This is a genomic window from Mucilaginibacter sp. RCC_168 (genome assembly GCF_041355315.1).
In the GTDB taxonomy this organism is placed as follows: domain Bacteria; phylum Bacteroidota; class Bacteroidia; order Sphingobacteriales; family Sphingobacteriaceae; genus Mucilaginibacter.
The window spans coordinates 51,477-72,118 of sequence record NZ_JBFUPN010000003.1 but is presented as its reverse complement, the minus strand read 5'-3'; the positions used below and the strand labels follow the sequence as shown (position 1 = coordinate 72,118).

The following is a 20,642-nucleotide window of genomic DNA, read 5'->3' as shown; positions in this document are numbered from 1 at the left end:
AAGGATTTTGGGAACAAAGAAGACGAAAAAAGTCCTTGTTCCTTACTCCATAAATCTTTGCTCAAAAAAACAAAGATGATCAATTGTGTAATTATAGATGATGAACCGCTGGCCCGGGAAGGCCTGGCCAACTATGTAAGGGAGGTTGATTTTTTGCAGTTGACAGGCACCTGCGAAAACCCGATCGCGCTGATGAAACTGTTGGATGAGCACCCTGTCGACCTGATATTTTTGGATATACAGATGCCTAAAATGAATGGTATCGATTTTTTAAAGATCGTGCAGAACCCGCCCATGGTTATCATTACCACCGCATACCCCAGTTACGCACTGGAAGGTTTCCAGCTTAATGTGCTTGATTATTTACTGAAACCGGTTACGTTTGATCGTTTTTTTAAATCAGCCAATAAAGCCAAGGATTATCACCGCCTGCTTACCCAATCGGCCCAAAGCGGTGTTCAAAAAGAGGAACCCGATGCCGACTACTTCTTCATCAAATGCGGTAACAAATACGAAAAGATCTATTTTGACGATATTTTGTATGTAGAGGGCATGCAAAATTACGTGAGCATTTACACGGTAAAAGGCAAATACATGACGCTGCTGAACCTCAAAAACCTGGAGCAGAACCTGGACAGCCGGGCTTTTATCCGTGTGCACAAATCATACATCGCCTCCATCAGTAAAATAGAAGGACTGGAAGGCAACGAAATCTTTATCCAAACCCATCGTATCCCCATCAGTCGCAATTACCGCGAACAGGTAATAGCCCAGGTGGTGGAGTGTAAGTTGTGGGATAAGATAAAGTTGTCTTGAGGATAGCAAAAAAGGCCCGTCACCCTGAGCTTGTCGAAGGGTCGTGCGCAGAGGCCTGCCCACTATGCTTCGACCGGCTCAGCACAGCCGTTTTACTACTATCTACCCATAAATCTCCTTACTCAAAAAATCATTCCTGAATTTTCCATGCGGATCATATTCTGCAACCAGCTTTTTAAAACCCCGCCGGTTCAAGCGTCCACGCTTGAACCATACTAAGGTAAGCGTCCACGCTTACTTTTAATAACTGCAAGCGTGGACGCTTACCTAAAACAATATCCAGGCGTGGACGCCTGGATAGGCGAGTGTTAAAAGTGGCCTGTCACCCTAAGCTTGTCGAAGGGTCGCGCGCAGAAGCCTGCCATCATGCTTCGACGGGGCAGCATGACACTCATTTTACTATTAACCTACCCATAAATCTCCTTACTCAAAAAATCATTCCTGAACTTTCCATGCGGGTCATATTCGGCAACCAGCTTTTTAAAGTCGTTCAGTTTTTCATAGCGCGAATCCAGTACTTTAGGTGCCATGGTAAATATTTTGCCCCAATGCGGCCGCGCGTTAAATGGCGAAAGTTCTTTTTCGATGAGCGGTAATAGTTTTAATACGGCTGCGGTTTCCTGTTTCCAGGTAAAGTGAATGGCAACCGAGGTTTGGTTATGACAAGGGCTCATCCATAATTTGTCGGCAGCAATGGTGCGGATCTCGGTGATAAACAAATGCGGACCTATTTGTTTACCCAATCGCGATACGGCGGTTATAGCTTCCACAGCGTGATGTATCGGCACAAAATACTCCGATTGCAGTTCTTTACCGCTGCTGGGGGTAAAACCCATTTTAAAGTGCGGCAGGCGCTCATACCAGGGTCCGGGTACACCCATTTGTTCGGTACAATTTTCGGCAGAAAGCGCGATAATGGGGTGCACATTTTTTGTAGCCGCTTTAGCGCCGTAAAACTCCGGGCCGTTATAATCTTTATCCGTACCGATGCGGCTTTTTATCCAGACCTCATTAATGCTATCCTGCTGCCAGTCGGTAAATAAACTTACACTGTAACCGGCAGATATTATTTTTTCAAAGTTTTGCTTTACCTGCGCCATGGGCATTTGGGTAAATACCCGCTGCTGCATCATAAAGGTTGGCTCTACTTGTAGGGTTACTTTGGTGATAACACCCAACGCACCAAGGCTAACTATGGCAGCGTTCAATTTTTCGGCATCCCCGGCTTTAGACAGATGAACGATGCTACCATCGGCTTTTACAATTTCCAGGGCGGTAACGGCGCTGGAAAGATTACCATTTTTTAAACCGGAACCATGCGTAGCCGTAGTGATAGATCCCGCTACAGAAATATGCGGTAAGGAAGCCAGGTTATTCAAGGCAAACCCCTCTTTATGTAGATATGGAGCCAGTTCGCCATATTTGATGCCGCCTTCAACGGTAACAGTATGGGCTTTTTTATCAAGGTTCAGTACCTTGTTCAGCTCCTTGGTAGAAAGCAGGTTGTCTTTACTATCGGCAATGGTATTAAAACAATGACGTGTGCCTAATACTTTAAGCTTTGCATGTGTTTTAACCAGCTGCTGAACTTCCTGAACAGATTTGGGATAAAATACATGATCGGTGCTGAAGGTAAGGTTACCGGCCCAGTTTTTTAAACGCGGGGTCTGAACCCATCCCTCCAATGATGACAATAGCGGTGTAGCCATTAAGGTAGTGCTTAATTGAATAAATGTTTTTCTTTTCATAATGTAATAGGTTACTACAACAGAACACTAAAAATTAAGAATCGGCAGGTAATATCGCCATTTTCCCGGATATGGTCAGCGGGATAATAAAGTTGTTTGTTTTTGCTTATAAGTTACTCATTATTAAAACATTTGATGCACATCGTACGTTCAATAATTAATCAATTAAACCAAACAATTAATACCGTTATGAAACATGCATTTATTTTTGGTACCAGCATATTTTTAAGCCGCCAAAACACACTTACTTACACAGACGGTGATAAAAACACCGAATTTTTAAAGGTACTTTCATTTTATAACCATCAACGGGGCTCGGAAGACCGCTCGCTCGTTATCGATGCCAACATCACCACCTTAACAGGCGAGGTCATCAAAATAAGGGAAAACCGGCTGGAGAGCGGCCCCTCAACTGTTCATGTGGAAACAGATGCCAATCGGGTTTGGGTGTTTCAAACCGGTCATCATGAACCTGTATTAGATGTTTACCAGTTAAATGAGCATGAGTTTCATGGATTAGGCAGTCATATTGTAAATGAAATAGGCGTACAACAACCAGACGCGGTATTAACTATTAAAGGAAATTTCAAGGTCGACGGGGCCCATTTTATGATCGAAAATGAAAAAATGTTCATCAATCACAACGGTTTTGCCAATGGTGTAGAGAACGCGCATGAAGGCATCCTGTTATCTGCCGGGGAGCCAGCTCATTAAGCTATTATCATTTCGAAAAGCCTCGCGATTGCTGATATCTAATTGCAACTAAATCCCGACTTAAGATCGATAGATCAGGTAAAGGAAGCTGTTTCCTAAATTGCGGGAACAGCTTCCTTTTTACTAAGGATAATAACTTGCTCTTGCGTTAGTTCACTATTTTATCATATTTAAAGCTAAAGTATTCAATAAACTTTTTAAACCTCTTTTCCGATCGGGTAAACTGCTCAAGCAACGCTAACTGATTTTGCGCTCTCACCAGGTTTTGTAAGGGGTAAGTAGTATGGTAATAAATATCGTCATTTAAAAAATCGGTCAGAAACCGGAGTACCTGCATATAGATCATGTATTTGCCCGAGTAAGTAAAATATTCCTTCTCCGCTGGTGTGAGAGCCGGTCCCATGGCCGAAATATAACCTTTATAAATAGCATAAAAACACTCTTCATTGATCTGGATCTTTGAAAAATCGCGTTCTTCTTCATTGGCCGGCGAAAGGTAGGTGCGCAGCATATCCCCCACATCACTTAGGAAATAACCAGGCATTACCGTATCCAGATCGATCACGCATAAGCCCTTGTTATCCTGGTCAAACAACACGTTACTGATCTTGGTATCATGATGTATAACCCGCAACGGCAGCAATTGACGATCGATCAGTTGTATATAGGTAAATAATATATTCTGGTACTTATAAATGTCATTGATGGCCGTAGCGGCTATAGCCAGCTTGTCGGCCCCTGCTATTGAACAAGCTTCCTTAAACTGATCAAACCGCAGTTTAAGATCATGAAATTGGGGCAAAGTATAATGCAGTTTTTCCAGATCAAAGTCTCGCAGTAAATAGGTGAATTGCCCAAATTGCCTGGCTGCCTCAAATGCCTCCTGTTGATTTTTTATTTCGGTAATGGTTACTGAGTTATCAATAAAAGGGAAAAGACGGTAATACTCTTTGTTATTGATTGCAGCCATACGCTCGCCTTGTAAAGTGGGTATTGGGGCCACAAAAAGGTAATCAGGGCTGGTTTGCTTAAGATAATCGGCCAGTAGGGCCATATTTTCCGCAATAGCTTCCGGCTCTTTAAAAACATAAGGATTAATACGCTGAAGAATATAATTTTCGGGGCCGCTAACCTTCCAGGTATGATTGATCAATCCTGTGCCAAAACTTTTAACGTTATAGTTAGTAGTATCAAGTCCGTATAGTTCCAGGATCTGGTCAAGCATCATTTAAGGCAAATTTTAGCCAAACGTAATTAATTACTTATGAAAAAGTAAGCGCAAACGTTTGTGTATCTTTTATTATATGCAAGCTAATCAACTTAATAAAAGACCATTACCAATAGAATAATATTTATAACGTTAATGTTTTAAATATTACTTGATCGCACATCTCACCTGATTTAATAAATCAGGATGGGTATCTCCACTTCACCAGGAGCTATGATATTGTAAAGCCGGTACAAACAATCATGATAAGGCGCGCATATTGCAAACGTTTGCGTGATATTTTGTGCGCGTATTTAGGCTGTGTTATCAATCAAAACACTAATTTCCGTTATTCTATTTAAAGTATATCATCACATGAAATACACGATCAGTCAAAATAATTGGGGCGAGTTTAACGGTCAGCAGATATTTATTTACCAGTTAACCAATAGTAACGGTGTAAAAGTATCGGTTACTAATTTTGGCGCCGCTATTCAATCTTTATCCGTACCAGATCATGCGGGTAACATGGTCGATGTTGTACTTGGATATGATGATTTACAGGGCTATATTGATGATCAGTTTTATATTGGCACCGTAGTTGGCCGCTTTGCCAACCGTATAGCCGGCGGCAAGGTGCTCATTAACGGTACAACACATCAACTTACGGTTAAGGATGGCGGTTTTCATCACCACGGAGGCAAGGTTGGCTTTAATAAAAAGGTATGGAAACCACAGTCGTTTACCAATGAAGATGGTGTGGGTGTTATACTGGAGTACATGAGTGAAGATGGCGAGGAAGGCTTCCCCGGTAACCTGACTACTACAGTTACTTATACTCTTAATAACCAGAACCAGTTAATAGTTGATTTTGATGCAGTAACTGATCAGTCAACGCTTATCAATTTAACACAGCATGCTTATTTTAACCTGGCCGGACATAACGCGGGATCGATATTAGATCACCAACTTCAATTACCCTTAACAAATTACCTACCAGTAAATGCCATGCAGGTACCCGAAGGTACCCTTACACCGGTAAGCGGCACCCCATTTGATTTTATAGAACCTACTGCCATTGGTGAACGCATTAATGAGGATAATGCCCAGTTGATACTGAGCCGCGGATACGATCATTCCTGGGTGGTAAAAAAACAGGATTCGGATGAGTTAAAACTGGCGGCGACTGTTTTTGAACCTATCAGCAAAAGAACATTAAACGTTTTTACTACCGAACCTGGCATACATATTTATACGGGCAATTTTTTAGACGAAACCATTACCGGTAAACAAAAAAGCAGTTACCCGTTCAGGAGCGGATTATGCCTGGAAACCCAGCATTATCCGGATGCGCCAAATAAGCCCCATTTCCCAAGTACGCTGTTAAATCCGGGCGAACGGTTTAAGAGCCGTACCGTATTTGAATTTGGGGTGAATGACTAACCGTATCAAACGTTTGCGGTGTATTAGAGGTGGTAAGATGTGCCGATTTCATAAATATGATCATTAACTTCAATCCCGATACAGGATTATAAACCAAATCATCCGTTCAAACAAATAAATCATTATCAAACAATAACATAAATGGACAGAAGAACATTTGTAAAAAGCAGCGCGATAGCTGCAGCAGGGTTTACCATATTGCCGACAGGCAGTTTATTTGCCAAAGATACCGGTAAAGTACGGCTTGGCTATATTGGGGTTGGAGCCCGCGGCATGAGTCATATCTCTGAAGGTGCCCTGCGCGACGATGTAGAGATTGTTGCTATATGCGATACACAGGAACACTCCCTGAACATCTGCCGGGAATTTTTAGCCAAAAAAGGCCGGCCGGCAGCCAAAGAGTACACTGGTGGTATTGATGCTTACAAAAAACTGCTCGAAAGAAATGATATTGATGCGGTAATTATAGCTACACCATGGCAGTTTCACTATCAGCAATCCATTGATGCCATGAAAGCTGGTAAATATGTAGGCTGCGAAGTAATTGCAGGCTTAACCGTTGATGAGCATTGGGACATTGTTAAAACATCCGAAAAAACAGGCATTCCCTATATGACCCTTGAAAACGTATGCTACCGCCGGGATGTAATGGCTGCGCTAAACATGGTTAGGCAGGGTTTATTTGGCGAATTAATACATTTGGAAGGCGGCTATCAGCATAACCTTCGGGATGTTTTATTTAATGATGGCAAAGGCCGCTACGGGGGCAAGGGCGTTGAATACGGCGCAAAAGCGCTAAGCGAAGCCCAATGGCGCACCCAGTTTAACATTGACCGTGACGGCGACCTGTATCCTACCCACGGCGCCGGACCGGTGATGCATTATATTGATATTAACAGCGGTAACCGGTTTACCAGCCTGGTTTCATTCAGTTCAAAAGCGCGTGGTTTGGCTGCTTATATAGAGGAACTTTCTCCTGGCCACCCGAATGCTAAGATCAACTATAAAAATGGAGATGTAACCACCACCATGATCAACTGCGCCAATGGCGAAACCGTTCTGTTATCGCATGATACACATTTGCCTCGTCCGTATTCATTAGGTTTCCGGGTTCAGGGCACCAAAGGCATTTGGATGGATGTAAACAAATCCATTTATATCGACCACAAATCAAAAGAGGATGATAGCTGGGATCCGGCAAAAGAATGGTTTGAAAAATATGATCATCCGCTTTGGAAAAAACACGATGCCGAAGCTGCTGGTGCCGGGCATGGCGGTATGGACTGGTTTGTGTTTAACGCCTTTATCGAATCGGTAAAACACAAGCGCCAAACCCCTATTGATGTGTATGATTCGGTTACCATGAGCGTGATAGCGCCACTGTCCACCCAATCTGTAAAAGAAGGCAAAACCCTGGAATTTCCCGATTTTACCAAAGGTAAATGGAAAGACCGCAAAAATACTTTCGCGTTAGACGATAGCGGCTTTTAAGCTACTCATGACGTGTTAAATCTCAACGTATAAAACTTATGGAATTTTTAAAATTTCGTAAGTTTTATATCTCTTGCCAACGTCGTCTCGCCTTCATAGTCCAATGTCACTAAGTTAAGGAACTCCGTAGGAGTAAAAGCTTTGTAGAAAGCAAAAATAAGTATTCAGCATGCCGTAGGTATGCAACCTGAGTGCAGTACCTACGGCACTGAATTGGAAATTGCCTTTTTTCTACAAAGCTTTAACCCAAATGGGGGTTGCAAAATTCCTTAACTTAATGACCTTGCTTCATAGTCCCTTTCGGGTTCTATAATTCAGGATGACAAATTTTATATTTTCAGGCTTAATTAACCGGCAACCCCTCCTCAAAACCGGCCTGCTCATCACCCTTGCTTTTAGCCGTATCTATATTCCAGGCCGATGTCAGGAAATAGGGCATTGTACCCGCTGCGTCTTTATTACTATAAGTACATTTGATCACCCTTGTTTCACCTGGTGCCAGAGAAATATAATTATCGCTGAATATGACCGGCAATATATCATCACCATCCTTACCTTTCAATGCCCGCAGATGTACAAAAAAGGCAACTGATTTCCCTGTGTTGGTAATGGTTACCGCATGTGTGGTGCTATCGCCCTTGCTGTCTTCCTGAACGTGGCTCAGTTTAAGCGCTGTTTTGGGGATCTGCTGCAAAGCCGTATAATCTGCATAAGCAGATTCTGGTGTGGTGAACCATGTTGATTTTTTCCAGTTCAGCACTTCTGCCTTTTGCGACAGCCAGTACCAATTGATGCTCTCTACCCTACCCCTGTTATCGCTAAGCTCCAGACGCACAAAATAAGCCGGCGACAACCCTGTAATAGCAGGTAATGCGAATATCGCTTTCGAGGCATCCGCTTCTATACTTACCGGAGCGGTTTTGGTAAATTTCAAAGTACCGTCAATATTATAAACAGTAGCCTTTACCTGCAAACCACTGAACTTTTTAAGATAAGAGTTGATAACACCCACCTCGTTTGATTTGTAGGAATACATGACATGCAAGGGCTCCATAGATTTTTTCATACCAAAGTAAGTACCCGCCGGATACAGGTAATAATCGTAAGTATGCCAAATCAATCCCGGCCATGGGTTAGCCAGCATCCATTGTACAACACCTGTGGCCGTATTGTATTTTTTAAAGCCGTAAGCTTCCATCATGGCGCGGTGTGCTTCATAGTTTTGAGCCTGTGCTTTGGCTATATAGTTTTTGATAGCGGTTGACTCGCCATAACGGGCAGCCAGGGCTTTATCAAATACTTTGGTAGTCCCGAATGATCCGGTACCGCAATGGTATAGCCATGCCGGTGAACTGGTTGATAAAGAATCTTTAGGTATAAATTTGATCAGACTCTCGTATGGAGGTATAGACGGACCAGGCGATATTTCTGTAGCGAAACTCCAGGTACCGCCAAATTTGTGTGTGGCGTCTGTCTCCCAATATATAGGCGGTACCCATTCATAAGGGCCGGCCATTTTTACCCCGCTAAAGCCTGATACTTTTGATTTGGTTTCATTTGCCGTTGAAAGTATAGGATTTGGCCATTTCAGCGTTTTCTCGATCTTCAGATAATCACGCTCAACCGAAGTATCTGTTGGGGGCATATCGCTGCCATTGAGCCACACCATCAGGCTGGCTTTGTTGCGCAGCCAAAACATTACACTACTATCAGATGCCATAGCTACCTTGCGTTCGGCCGCGTCCCAGTGTTCGGGATGTTGCCATACCCCACAGCACATCCAGCCGGTCATTACCAGCATCCCGTACTGATCACACAGATCATAAAAATTATCATCTTCCATTTTACCTTCGGAGCGAATGATATTCATGTTCATATCGCGTACCAGCTTCACTTCCTGCTCCTGACGTTCGGGCGACCGACGCTGGAAAATATCCGGCGACCATGCCGCACCGCGGATCAGGATAGGTTTACCGTTAACAATAAACTCGCGCGATTCATTGTCGATCAGCTTGGAATCCATCTGGCGGATACCAAATTTTTCCCAAAGCGCATTACTTACTTTGCCTCCTACCACTGCCGATAGTTCAACCCGGTTCAGCTCGGCTTTGCCATATTGCCATGGCCACCAGATCCGTGGATTTTTAATATTGAGTTGTTTATAAATCTCCGGACTAAAATCTACGTTTTTAGATTCATGGGGCAGTAAATGCACCTTTTTTTCAAAGCTTACATCACTATTGATCTGCCCTTTAATCACCGCATCCTGCGCGGTATTGGTGTAATTGGTTACCTGCGCATCAACATATAAATGCGCTACGGCCAGTGATGGCAGATCAAAACGGGTAGTTACCAGCGGATACTGCACCCCTACTTTATCATAAGTTTTGATCTCCACATTGTTTACGATACCGCCATTGTAATCAGGCGGATATGGGATCCAGTCGGCATAATCAATAGCCAGATCCCCTTTGGCTTTGTTGGGCGTAAAAGGTCGTGTTATTTGAAGAGCCAACACATTGTTACCGGTATAATTGATGTGTTTGGTTACATCCAGCTGAATGATGCGGAAAGGCCCTTTGGTTTGGGTCGAATCGGCAATTTTTACCCCGTTAAGCCATACGTTTGCCTTATAGTTGATGCCGTGTAAACGCAGGATCACATTTTTACCATTCTCGGCCGCAGGCAAGGTAAACTCCCGCCTGAACCACCAGGGTTTATCCAGCTTAGGATCGTTGAGCTTTTTTAAGTTGCGCCCCATGAAAGGGTCAAAATCATAAACTTTATTTGCCAGCAACCCGGCAATTATCGTAGTAGGCACGCTTACTTTGTACCAGCTTTGGGTATCATAATTTTCTTTTGAAATTTTATCGGCGGGTGCAGCATCGGTTACTGCCGATTGCATTTTCCAATCGTCTTTTAGAATGAGCTGAAAATTTTCCTGCCGGGCCTGGCTAAATGCCTGCTGAAAGCACAAAGGCACGATTAGCGTGAGTATAAATTTTTTCATGGTAAAGAACTATATTTTATTGTTGATGATCATAATACAAAGCAGCGGCGCCTATAATTCCGCTATTTTCCAATTCTGATACCTCCACCCTGATCCGCTCGGCGGTTTTAGTATAGGCAAACGTTTTGATCTCCTGCCACATGGTCTGTTGGAAAAACGCATAGGCATGCCGTACTGAACCACCCAGTACAATCAGTTGCGGGTCATAAGCATACATCACCTGTTTTATAGCATGACCAATATGCGTACCCAACTCGCCATATAATTTTAATGCCCGACCATTACCTTTTTTAGCATCTTCAAACACCTGTACTCCATCTAAACCATACACATTGCTGAAGAAAGACCCGCTGCTGTAAAACTCCAATATGTTATCCAGGTACGGAAATAAACCAAATTCGCCCGCTCCGCAGTTAAAACCAGGATACAATCGTCTGTTGATCATGATACCGGCTCCTAAACCTGTACCCAGCGTTAAGCCGACCATCGAATCTACATTGTTGCCTTTACCGAAGTAATATTCGCCTACAGCAAAGCAATTGGCATCGTTATTTACATAAACAGGTATGTCATAACGCTTTTCCATTAGTTTCTTTAAATGCACCTCTTTCCACGATGGAATGTATTGCACATCATATACAATCCCTTCGGCAACATCAACAACGCTGGGTACGCCGATGCCAATGGCTGCTACCTGGTCGTTTTTTAACAGCGTGTCAACAACCTGATATATATCATTCATTACATCCTCAACAGATCCATCGCTTTTTATTTTTTGCGATACAATAGCCGACAAGGAGTTATTATTTACCACAGCGCCACGGATATTGGTAGCCCCCAGATCTATTCCTATAACTTTAATATTATTCATGAGTAGCTTTCTTTTTAATGTCGATGGTTTTATTGGTGATGAGTGGTTTTGCCCAAAAGCCTACGCTTAATATATAACCCAGGGTGATATACAAAAAGAACATCCCAGCCCGCAAACCGAACGCGTCGCCCAGTAAACCGATAACCGGTGGTATGATGGCACCACCAATAATGGCCGTAACCAACAACCCTGCAAATGAGCCATGATCTTTATTGATAGAATTAAGCGCCAGTGAAAATATAATAGGATACATCACCGAAGCGAAGAAACCTACCAGCGGAAACGCGATTAAAGCCACACTGGTTGGCCCGAATAAGGCCGCTGTTAAGCAAACCAAAGCCAGTATGGTAAAACTGATCAGTACTTTACGGCTGTACATAATTTTCAATAAAAACAGGCCTAGGATCCCGCCTGCCGTCATCAATCCCCAGAAATAGGCTACGGTATCTGCGCCTTTTGTTTGAGGGTCGAGATCATGATAAGTTTTCAAGAATTGGGAGATCCAATTGGCGATGCCCTGCTCTGTGCCCACATAACAAAACATGGCTATTAAAAACAGGATAACTATAGGCTGTTTAAACAGAGCGAAATGGGTTTGTAAAGATCCCACCTGCTCGTCTTCTTTTAAATCCACCTTGGGGAATTTCGTAAATACCAGTAACAGAACCATAGCCAGACATATCACCGCGAAAAGCCAATACAATGATATCCAGGGTAAATTGGCTGGCACCAATGAATGCAGTAAACCCATAATACCACCGCTGTTATTCTCTTTCAATGCTTTAACCATATAAGAGTATACCAGCGGGCTCAGGAAAGATGCCAGTCCGAATATCAATTGCGCGAATACCGAGGTAAAAGCATAATTCTCTTCGCCACCTGATGTGCGTAACAGCGGATTGATGACTACCTGCAGCATAGCCATACCGCAACCTATCAGGAATAAGGAAATGATAGCGCTCAGATAATTGGGCTCCATAGCCAGCAGTAACGAGCCTAAAAAAGCGACGATAAATGCCGCCACCATGATCTTTTTCTCTTTAAATGTTTCCAGCATAATAGCCGATGGTACCGACATAACACCATAAGCTATAAAGAATGCCAGTGGAAGCACACCAGCCAATGTGTAACTTAAATTGAATACTTTTATGATATCCGGTATCAGCGGACCGATCACATTGGTCAAAAAGGAGATCACGAAGAAGATCAGCATGATCAGGGCTACAATGTAGTAGTTACGTTTCATTGGCTATGGTTAAAGGTTTATAAGATTGAATACCGCAAACAATGTTATTGATATTCTTTTATAATAAAAGTTCAATTTTGTTCTTAACGGCATAAGAAGGACAATTGTAGAGGCAAATACCCTCAAAGGCCAGATAAATATTTAATTAATAATCGTTAAAGGTGAGCATCGAACAAATTATCAATCAAATTTATACGGTACCCGAAGCCTCCGGACAGAAATTGCGGCAGGTAATTGAGGAGGTCACTTTACCTAAGGGGCATATTTTGTTTGAGGTGGGTAAAATAAGCAGGAACGTTTATTTTATAAAAAAGGGCATAGTACGGGCTTATTTATATCAGCATGATACCGAGGTTACCTTTTGGTTTGGCCGGGAAGGTGACACCGTTATCTCGATGAAAAACTATGTAGAAAACAAGCCCGGATATGAAAACATTGAGCTTTTGGAAGAATGTGTACTATACCGCATCAAAACCAGCGATCTGCAAAAGTTGTTCAAAGAAGATATACATATTGCCAACTGGGGTCGCCGCTTTGGGGAAACCGAACTGATTAAGGTGGAAGAAAGATTGATCTCCCGGCAATTCAGCATGGCTGCAGACAGATATCAGGAAATTTTAACCAATAGTCCAGACCTTATCCAAAGGGTGCAGTTATGTCATATAGCCTCTTATCTGGGCATTACGCAGGTAAGTTTAAGCCGCATAAGATCAAAAATAAGATAGCTGCATTATTTATCCTATGTTAATTTTTTGGCTGTTTATACTCCGGAACTTTACAGTCGAAATAAATATAACATAAAATGAATTGGATAATATTAATCATCGCAGGGCTTTGCGAGGTGGGTTTTGCCTCATGTTTGAGCAAGGCCAAAGTAACAACAGGCACCGAAATGTACCTTTGGTATACCGGATTTTTCATCACCATGACACTGAGCATGGTACTGCTGATAAAAGCCATCCAAACCTTACCTATAGGAACAGCCTACGCCGTTTGGACAGGTATTGGCGCCGTAGGTACCGTGCTGGTAGGTATTTTAGTATTTAAAGACCCGACCAATTTTTGGCGCTTGTTTTTTATGAGTACCCTCATCATTTCAGTGATCGGACTTAAATTTGTTGCCGAATAAGCATCAAACAAAACTTTGGCCAGGAATTGCATGTAATATAGTCGACTCACCCCGCATGCTTCGCGGGCGACCCTCTCTTCGGCTTCGTCGCAAAGAGGGTTAAAAAAATAAGAAAGAAAAACCCCTCTTTCCACCGCAGGCGAAGAGAGGGGTGACGAGCGCAGCGATGTGGGTGAGTCGATGCCACCATGCTTACAGCTTGCCTTTTCAAGGGCTATTACTATCCGGGGAGGGTTTGAGTGGGGTTTATTGGTTTATCCGGAACTGCTCTGTTGCGGTTATAGTTGTTCGGGTGCAAGTCATGGCCACAGTACCTCCTTCGCTTGAAATATAAGCGCCATTATTGCCTCTTAAAGAGATGGTTCCGTTTGAATTGAAAACCCAATCGAACTGCTCCCAGGGGCCAATAGCGATCCGGTTGCAATTAATAGCTTGTGTACCGTTTTCGGATGATACATATTTGCTGGAATTTGACAGGGCAACCTTTCCATTACCCGCGTTAACAACGGTAAACTGCTCCCAGCCTTGCGCTGTTGCACGGTTGCAATTCATGGCCTGTGTGCCGTTCTCAGAACTCACATATAGGTTATTGGAACCTTTTATGGTTACTACCTGCCCAAAGGGGACTGTGCCAGTACTGCCTCCTACTACTGGCTGAGTTGGTCTTGTAGCTGTTAATGCAATTTGCCCTTTCAACATCCTGCCGCCGTCGCCGGTTAAGCGCAGGTAATAATCGGCAGAGCATACGGTACCATCTTCATCCAATGATAAAAAATTGGAGCCAGCCGGAACAAATGATGAATTCTCGGTCGTTTTAGCGATCTGGTTACCTTCATTATACTCATCAAACATAGATATATATATGCCCTGCGCACCACCACGGATCAGGTTATAGAATTGCGTCCACATCAGGTCGCCATGCGCCCGTTGATGCAATTGCAGGTCGCCTGGCAAAACGCAAGGCTGGTAATCGATACCGTTGGCATTACAATAGGTCTGATCACCTGCCTGATGATCGTTATAGAAGTTATTGGCTTCAGTTACGTTACTTATTTTACCGATCATCCATGGCGATATCATGTTCAGTGCGGTAGCGGTTGGCAGGAAATTGGGTTGAATATCGGTTGCATTAGTATCGCGCCATGAGGCAGGTACCCCGCCTATCACATAACAACCCTGACTTTTAAACCAATTGATCACATCCAAACAAACAGCCGAAGAAAATGGGTGATTGGCATCATTAAAACCCAATCCCCAGATACATACTACCGGTTTACCATTTTGTTTGGCATAGGCCGATGATGAAGTATATGCCGACATTTTGTTCGTCCAGTCGGTTTTAATCTCCGATTGCATATTTGTCCAGCCGGTTATATCATACATAATATAAAATTTGCGACCTGTAGCCTCTGCCGCGGTTTTTACCTTGGCAGTTATCGCATCACGTACCGGGCCTTCGCCACCTGTAGGGTTAAAACGTTGCAGGGCGGCGCAATCAATATTATTCTGCTGCATCCATTGGAACTGCACATTTACAGTTTGGTCATTAAAAGATGAGAATAATTTTGCCGGGCTACCATTGTTCAAATTGGCAAAGCCGGTTTGATATGAACTGGTATACTCGCGCATATCCGGCCATGATTTGATGCCGATATTATTTGTTGATGGCGCCTGGCTCGCATTCGGCGCCCAATGCCACCAGATATTAATGGGCGAACCGTCACCAATGGCGGCAAACCAGCCCTGGTAGCCTACGGTGATCTTACCAACCACATCACCAACGGGCGATGCAGCTGTTTTTTTACTTTTTCCGGCCAAAGCACCGGCGGTGTTATTGTCTAACCCTTTTTTACAGCTGCTTATGCTTATTATGCCAAACAGGGCTAATAAAAATATTGCCTTAATAGTTTTCAATTTCATAATTTAAGTGTTTAATAATTGGTTTGATATTAGTTAATAGTTGTGATTGGGCATAGTAATGCCTAAGGGGGCATAGAAACATGTTTTTTCATAGATATTAAGGTTTTACAAACCGAAAACTTTAAGAAAAAGCTTACCGGCATAAATTGGTTATCGACATAAAATAAGCGGTTGGACATTAAAAAAAGCTTAATAAATACTTAATTTTTAAACTATTATGAGATTATTAATTAAGCAAAACGAGCGTTATATAGCTTATCAAGAAGTTAACAAACTATATATGATCAATAAAACTAATAAGGTATCTGATAATTATCCATAAAAAAAGCCCGAATGCATCCATTCAGGCTTTTTATTTTTTATAAAAAGACACATGTGATGTGTCTCTACTGTAGAGACGCATTACATGCGTCTCCGACTTACATCTACCGCCATCCGCCGCCCAGCGCACGGTATAAATTCACAATAGCTTGTAATTCCTGTAGTTTATCGCTCACGCCGCTTAATTGCGCGGCTAATAAATTTTGTTCTGAAGTTAGCACATCAGTATAATTAGTTGCCGAACTGTAGCGTAACAGTTCTTGTGTATAATCAACCGATTTTTGCAGCGCGATGATCTGTTTGCTGCGTGAGTCTTGTTTTTCGACCGCGGTTTCATGTGCATATAAGGCGTTGGAAACTTCCTGTCCGGCTACTAATAAAGTTTTCTGAAAACTGTTCAGGGCTTCCTGTTGCTGTGCCTGTGCGGTGCGTAATCTGGCTTTGTTGATCCCTTGGTTAAAAATAGGCTGGGTTAAACCGGCGGCTGCGTTATAAAATATCGATTTGGTAAAGAAATCTTTCAGTGTTAAGCTCGATAAACCTCCGGAAGCGGTTATGGTAAATGATGGATAAAAGTAAGTCCGTGCCAGGTTGGTATTCTCAAACGCCGCTCTAAACGCGTATTCGCTTTGTTGTACATCCGGACGATTGGTCAACAGCTGAGTTGGAACACCTGTCTGCAGTTCGGTGGTCACTTTTTGATCGGCCAGTGTGCTACGGGTTATTGGCCCTGGCGGTCGCGAAAGCAGAATATCCAAAGCATTCTCCGTTTCACGGATGCTGCGTTTAATGTCGGGAATAGATACTTCTGCAGCGTAGCGATTGGCTTCGCTTTGCACAACCGCGGCGCCGTTAACCACCGCTCCTTTTTTGAGCTCCTTCATGGTCTCTACATCCTTTATCCGGTTTTTGAGCGTTTGCTGAGTAATTTCCAACTGCTTATCCAAAGCCAGCAGACTGAAATAGTTATTGGCAATATCAGCTATCAGTTGGGTTTGCACTGCTCTTTTTGCAGCATCGCTTTGTAAAAAGCTGGCCAGGGCGGCCCTTTTGGTACTGCTAAGCTTACCCCAAACATCGGCTTCCCATGAGGTACTTAAACCCGCCTGGTAAGTAGTGGTAAGCGTATTGATATCAATACCTTCCGGAAAATTCAAACCAGCCTGTGATTGTTTTGATCGTGTAAGGCTGGCATTACCACTTAAACTGGGTAAATAAGCCGCTTTACTTTGTCTTAGCGTTGCCTGTGCTTCTAGGATCTTTTGTACAGCGGTTTTCAGATCAAGGTTATTGTTTAGTCCTTCCTGTATCAATGACCGCAATACGGTATCGGCAAACAGGCTTTGCCAGGGCGTAGAAGCGATTGTAGTAGTGTCAGTCGACTGGCTACCGCGATAAAGGCCCTGCGTATTTACATCGGGGCGTTTATAGCTCTTAGTTATCCGGCAGGATAACAGGGCACCTGAAAGCGAGACAAATAGTAATATATATTTTAAACAATTTCTGTTCATGGCGATGTTTTTAATTGATTAGATCAATGAGCGGGTTTTATTTCGACCGCGTCATCTTCATCGTCGTCATTATCTTGTTTCGGCGGGCCGCTTACCCTTTCCTGCAAATGTTGGAAAATGATAAACAATACCGGGATCACGAATACTCCAAATATGGTACCCACAAACATACCACCCACCGCACCGGTACCGATAGATCTGTTACCGTTGGCACCCGCACCTGTCGAGAACATCAATGGCATAATACCAAATATAAACGCGAAGGAGGTCATGAGGATTGGGCGTAAACGAGCTTCAGCGCCGGCTATGGCGGCAGGTATCAGCTCCATTCCCGCGCGCCGCCTTTCCAGGGCAAACTCCACGATCAGGATAGCGTTTTTGGCCAGCAAACCGATGAGCATAATGAGTGAGATTTGCAGATAAATATTACTTTCGATACCGAAGATCTTGGCAAACAGGTAAGTTCCGCACAGGCCTACCGGCAACGAGAGCAATACCGCGAAAGGCAAAATATAACTTTCGTACTGGGCACTTAATAAAAAGTAAACAAACACCAGGCAAAGCATAAATATATAAGCCGACTGTGTTCCGGCGGTTAATTCTTCACGTGTTAAACCCGAAAACTCATAGCCGTAACCGGCCGGCAAGCTCTCCAAAGCAACTTCTTTAATGGCTTTAATGGCATCACCTGTACTAAAACCAGGTTTTGGTTGTCCCGAAACTGATATGGCCGTAAATAGATTGAACCTGGAAATAGACTCTGGCCCAAACACCCTTTTCAGCGAAATAAAGGAGGTTATAGGTGCCATAGTGCCCGCGCTGTTACGTACAAATATCTTGCTTAAGCCTGTTTCTGTGGCCCGGTAATCATAATCAGCCTGAACCATTACACGGTATTGTTTACCAAATTGGTTAAAGTTGGAGGCATATACACCACCATAGTAACCCTGCAAGGTATTTAATACAGAATTTACGGTTACACCAGCCTCTTTACATTTGGCTACATTAACATCAACCTGATACTGCGGAAAATTGGGATTGAACGAGGAGTTAAGGCTCTGAATTTCGGGGCGTTTGCCGAGAGCGGCAATAAAGTCGTTACTTACTTTAAAAAGTTCGTTCACCGTATGACCGCCTTTGTCCTGTAGCTGGAATTCAAAACCATCACTGTTACCGAAACCATTTAAGGTAGGCGGCGAAAAATAAAACACATTGGCCTCCCGCATCCCACTGGTTTTGCCATAAAGCTGGCCTATAATGCCCTCCTGGCTATCGCTTTTTGATTTACGCTGATCCCAGGTTTTTAGTTTCAGGATCACCATGGCATAAGCGCTGCCATTACCAGCTATAAAGTTAAATCCAACCAACTTCAAAGAACTCACTACAGCCGGAAAGGTATGCCCGATACTATCGATCTTACTGGCAACCGCATCCGTGCGCTCCATTGACGAGGCCGGCGGCAGACTAATGGCAGCAAATACCACACCCTGATCTTCATTGGGTACAAAACTGGACGGCGTAGTTTTGATCAGATAAATAAGGACACTGGCAAATACGGCAATAGCAGCAATTGCTATCCACTTTTTATGCGCCAGGAAACCCACCGATTTTTTATACTTCCCGCTTACCGCATCAAAAGCGGTATTGAATATCACGTAGAAATGATTGATAAAGCCATGCTTTTTAGTGCCTTTTTCATGTGGTTTTAGGAACAAGGCGCACAAGGCCGGACTAAGCGTTAACGCGTTGATGGCCGAAAGCATAATAGCCACAGCCAGCGTAATACCAAATTGCTTATAAAACACACCGGTTGAGCCTGATATGAAAGTTACCGGCAAAAACACTGCCGACATGACCAGCGTAATGGAAACTATAGCGCCTGATATTTCGCTCATAGCATCAATAGATGCCTTACGGGCCGATTTATAGCCGATATCCAGCTTGGCATGCACAGCCTCCACCACCACAATAGCGTCATCCACCACAATACCAATGGCCAATACTAATGCAAATAGCGTAAGCAGGTTAATGGTAAAACCAAACAGGTTAAGGAAAAAGAAAGTACCTACAATAGCTACAGGAACCGCGATGGCCGGGATAAGGGTTGAGCGGAAATCCTGCAGGAAGACAAACACTACGATAAACACCAGTATAAAGGCTTCTATGAGCGTACTGATCACCTTTTCTATCGAGGCATCCAAAACCTCATTGGCATCAACCAGGTAGGCTATCTTCATCCCCTTAGGAAAAGTTTCTGCAGCGGCGTCCAGGATCTTTTTTGATTCATTGATCACATCACGTGCATTTGATCCCGCCGTTTGACTAATGGCCACACCTACAGATGGTTTACCGTCGGTAATGATATGAAACGAATAATCCAGCGAACCCAGCTCAACACGGGCTACATCATTTAAGCGCAGTAATTGCCCGTTGCCAACAGATTTGATGATCATGTTGCCAAACTCAGCGGCAGATTGCAAACGCCCTTTATACCTGATCACATATTGAAATGATTGATTGCTGTTTTCGCCAAATTTACCCGGTGCAGCTTCAATATTTTGTTCGTTAAGCACCTCGGTAATATCATCAGGAACCAGGCCATAACGCGACATGACATCGGGTTTAAGCCAAATTCGCATGGAGTAATCCCGTGACCCAAAAACCTCGGCCGTACCAACACCGGTAACACGCTGTATCTGCGGCACCAGGTTTATCTTGGCATAGTTCTGTAAAAAGGTTTCGTCGTAGGTTTTATTGTCGCTGTATAGGGAGAAGATAACCAGGTTGCTGCTCTGGCTTTTAGCCACCGTAACACCAGATTGTGTAACCACCAGGGGCAATAAACTGGTTGCTCTTGATACCCTGTTCTGCACGTTCACCGCAGCCAGATCGGGATTAGTACCTACTTTAAAATATACCGTGATCGATGCAGAACCGTCATTACTGGCGCTGGAGGTCATGTAGGTCATGTTCTCCACCCCGTTGATCTGCTCTTCCATCGGGATAATCACACTTTTAAGTACCACATCGGCATTGGCGCCATTGTAAAAGGCAGATACGTTTACCGTTGGGGGCGCTATATCCGGGTATTGGGATATGGGTAAATTAAGGAGTCCCAGTATACCCAGTATCAGCAGTAAAACGGATATAACGGTTGATAATACCGGACGTTCTATAAATTTTTTAAGCATACTATTGCTTTAACAGGATTGATA

General features: G+C 43.5%; 14 protein-coding genes. 6 read left to right on the top strand and 8 right to left on the bottom strand.

The window, feature by feature from the left end:
* The first annotated feature begins 75 nt into the window (after positions 1-75).
* Complete coding sequence (locus AB6735_RS03135) at positions 76-816, top strand: LytR/AlgR family response regulator transcription factor (protein ID WP_370994372.1); 741 nt, start codon at positions 76-78, stop codon at positions 814-816.
* Between the two features lie 407 nt (positions 817-1,223).
* On the opposite strand, the gene AB6735_RS03130 is transcribed toward AB6735_RS03135, so the two are convergent.
* On the bottom strand, positions 1,224-2,564 hold the full coding sequence (locus AB6735_RS03130) for an FAD-binding protein (RefSeq protein ID WP_370994371.1): 1,341 nt from the start codon (positions 2,562-2,564) through the stop codon (positions 1,224-1,226).
* A 189-nt stretch (positions 2,565-2,753) separates the two neighbouring features.
* On the opposite strand from AB6735_RS03130, the gene AB6735_RS03125 reads away from it, so the two are divergent.
* Positions 2,754-3,278, top strand: coding sequence for a hypothetical protein (locus AB6735_RS03125; RefSeq protein WP_370994370.1), 525 nt, complete (start codon positions 2,754-2,756; stop codon positions 3,276-3,278).
* A 148-nt stretch (positions 3,279-3,426) separates the two neighbouring features.
* Here AB6735_RS03125 and AB6735_RS03120 read toward each other — a convergent pair whose 3' ends face one another.
* Entirely contained in the window at positions 3,427-4,506 is a 1,080-nt protein-coding gene (locus tag AB6735_RS03120; RefSeq protein ID WP_370994369.1) for a phosphotransferase enzyme family protein, read from the bottom strand.
* 354 nt (positions 4,507-4,860) lie between these two features.
* Between AB6735_RS03120 and AB6735_RS03115 the strand changes: the two genes are divergently transcribed.
* Positions 4,861-5,928, top strand: a complete 1,068-nt coding sequence (locus AB6735_RS03115; protein ID WP_370994368.1) for an aldose epimerase family protein — start codon at positions 4,861-4,863, stop codon at positions 5,926-5,928.
* Between the two features lie 141 nt (positions 5,929-6,069).
* On the top strand, positions 6,070-7,419 hold the full coding sequence (locus tag AB6735_RS03110; RefSeq protein WP_370994367.1) for a Gfo/Idh/MocA family protein: 1,350 nt from the start codon (positions 6,070-6,072) through the stop codon (positions 7,417-7,419).
* A 343-nt stretch (positions 7,420-7,762) separates the two neighbouring features.
* On the opposite strand, the gene AB6735_RS03105 is transcribed toward AB6735_RS03110, so the two are convergent.
* From AB6735_RS03105 to AB6735_RS03095, 3 genes are read right to left on the bottom strand one after another with little or no spacing between them, the layout of a single operon-like run.
* The gene (locus AB6735_RS03105) at positions 7,763-10,429 is read right to left on the bottom strand and encodes a glycoside hydrolase family 2 protein (protein ID WP_370994366.1); all 2,667 of its coding nucleotides are present in this window, start codon (positions 10,427-10,429) and stop codon (positions 7,763-7,765) included.
* Positions 10,430-10,445: 16 nt separating this feature from the next.
* On the bottom strand, positions 10,446-11,300 hold the full coding sequence (locus tag AB6735_RS03100) for an ROK family protein (protein ID WP_370994365.1): 855 nt from the start codon (positions 11,298-11,300) through the stop codon (positions 10,446-10,448).
* Positions 11,293-12,546: an MFS transporter gene (locus AB6735_RS03095; protein WP_370994364.1), complete on the bottom strand. Its 1,254-nt coding sequence runs from the start codon at positions 12,544-12,546 to the stop codon at positions 11,293-11,295. The genes AB6735_RS03100 and AB6735_RS03095 overlap by 8 nt, the downstream gene beginning before the upstream one ends.
* Before the next feature lie 161 nt (positions 12,547-12,707).
* Between AB6735_RS03095 and AB6735_RS03090 the strand changes: the two genes are divergently transcribed.
* Together AB6735_RS03090 and AB6735_RS03085 are read left to right on the top strand one after the other, a co-directional pair.
* A complete protein-coding gene (locus AB6735_RS03090; protein ID WP_370994363.1) occupies positions 12,708-13,271 on the top strand; it encodes a Crp/Fnr family transcriptional regulator in 564 nt (187 codons plus the stop codon).
* Positions 13,272-13,348: 77 nt separating this feature from the next.
* The gene (locus tag AB6735_RS03085; protein ID WP_172333750.1) at positions 13,349-13,675 is read left to right on the top strand and encodes a multidrug efflux SMR transporter; all 327 of its coding nucleotides are present in this window, start codon (positions 13,349-13,351) and stop codon (positions 13,673-13,675) included.
* 246 nt (positions 13,676-13,921) lie between these two features.
* Here the strand turns inward: AB6735_RS03085 and AB6735_RS03080 are convergent, their stop codons facing one another.
* The 3 genes from AB6735_RS03080 to AB6735_RS03070 form a co-directional block, all read right to left on the bottom strand.
* A complete protein-coding gene (locus AB6735_RS03080; RefSeq protein WP_370994362.1) occupies positions 13,922-15,595 on the bottom strand; it encodes a hypothetical protein in 1,674 nt (557 codons plus the stop codon).
* A 425-nt stretch (positions 15,596-16,020) separates the two neighbouring features.
* On the bottom strand, positions 16,021-17,427 hold the full coding sequence (locus tag AB6735_RS03075; protein ID WP_370994361.1) for an efflux transporter outer membrane subunit: 1,407 nt from the start codon (positions 17,425-17,427) through the stop codon (positions 16,021-16,023).
* Between the two features lie 23 nt (positions 17,428-17,450).
* Positions 17,451-20,618, bottom strand: a complete 3,168-nt coding sequence (locus AB6735_RS03070; RefSeq protein ID WP_370994359.1) for an efflux RND transporter permease subunit — start codon at positions 20,616-20,618, stop codon at positions 17,451-17,453.
* Between the last annotated feature and the right edge of the window lie 24 nt (positions 20,619-20,642).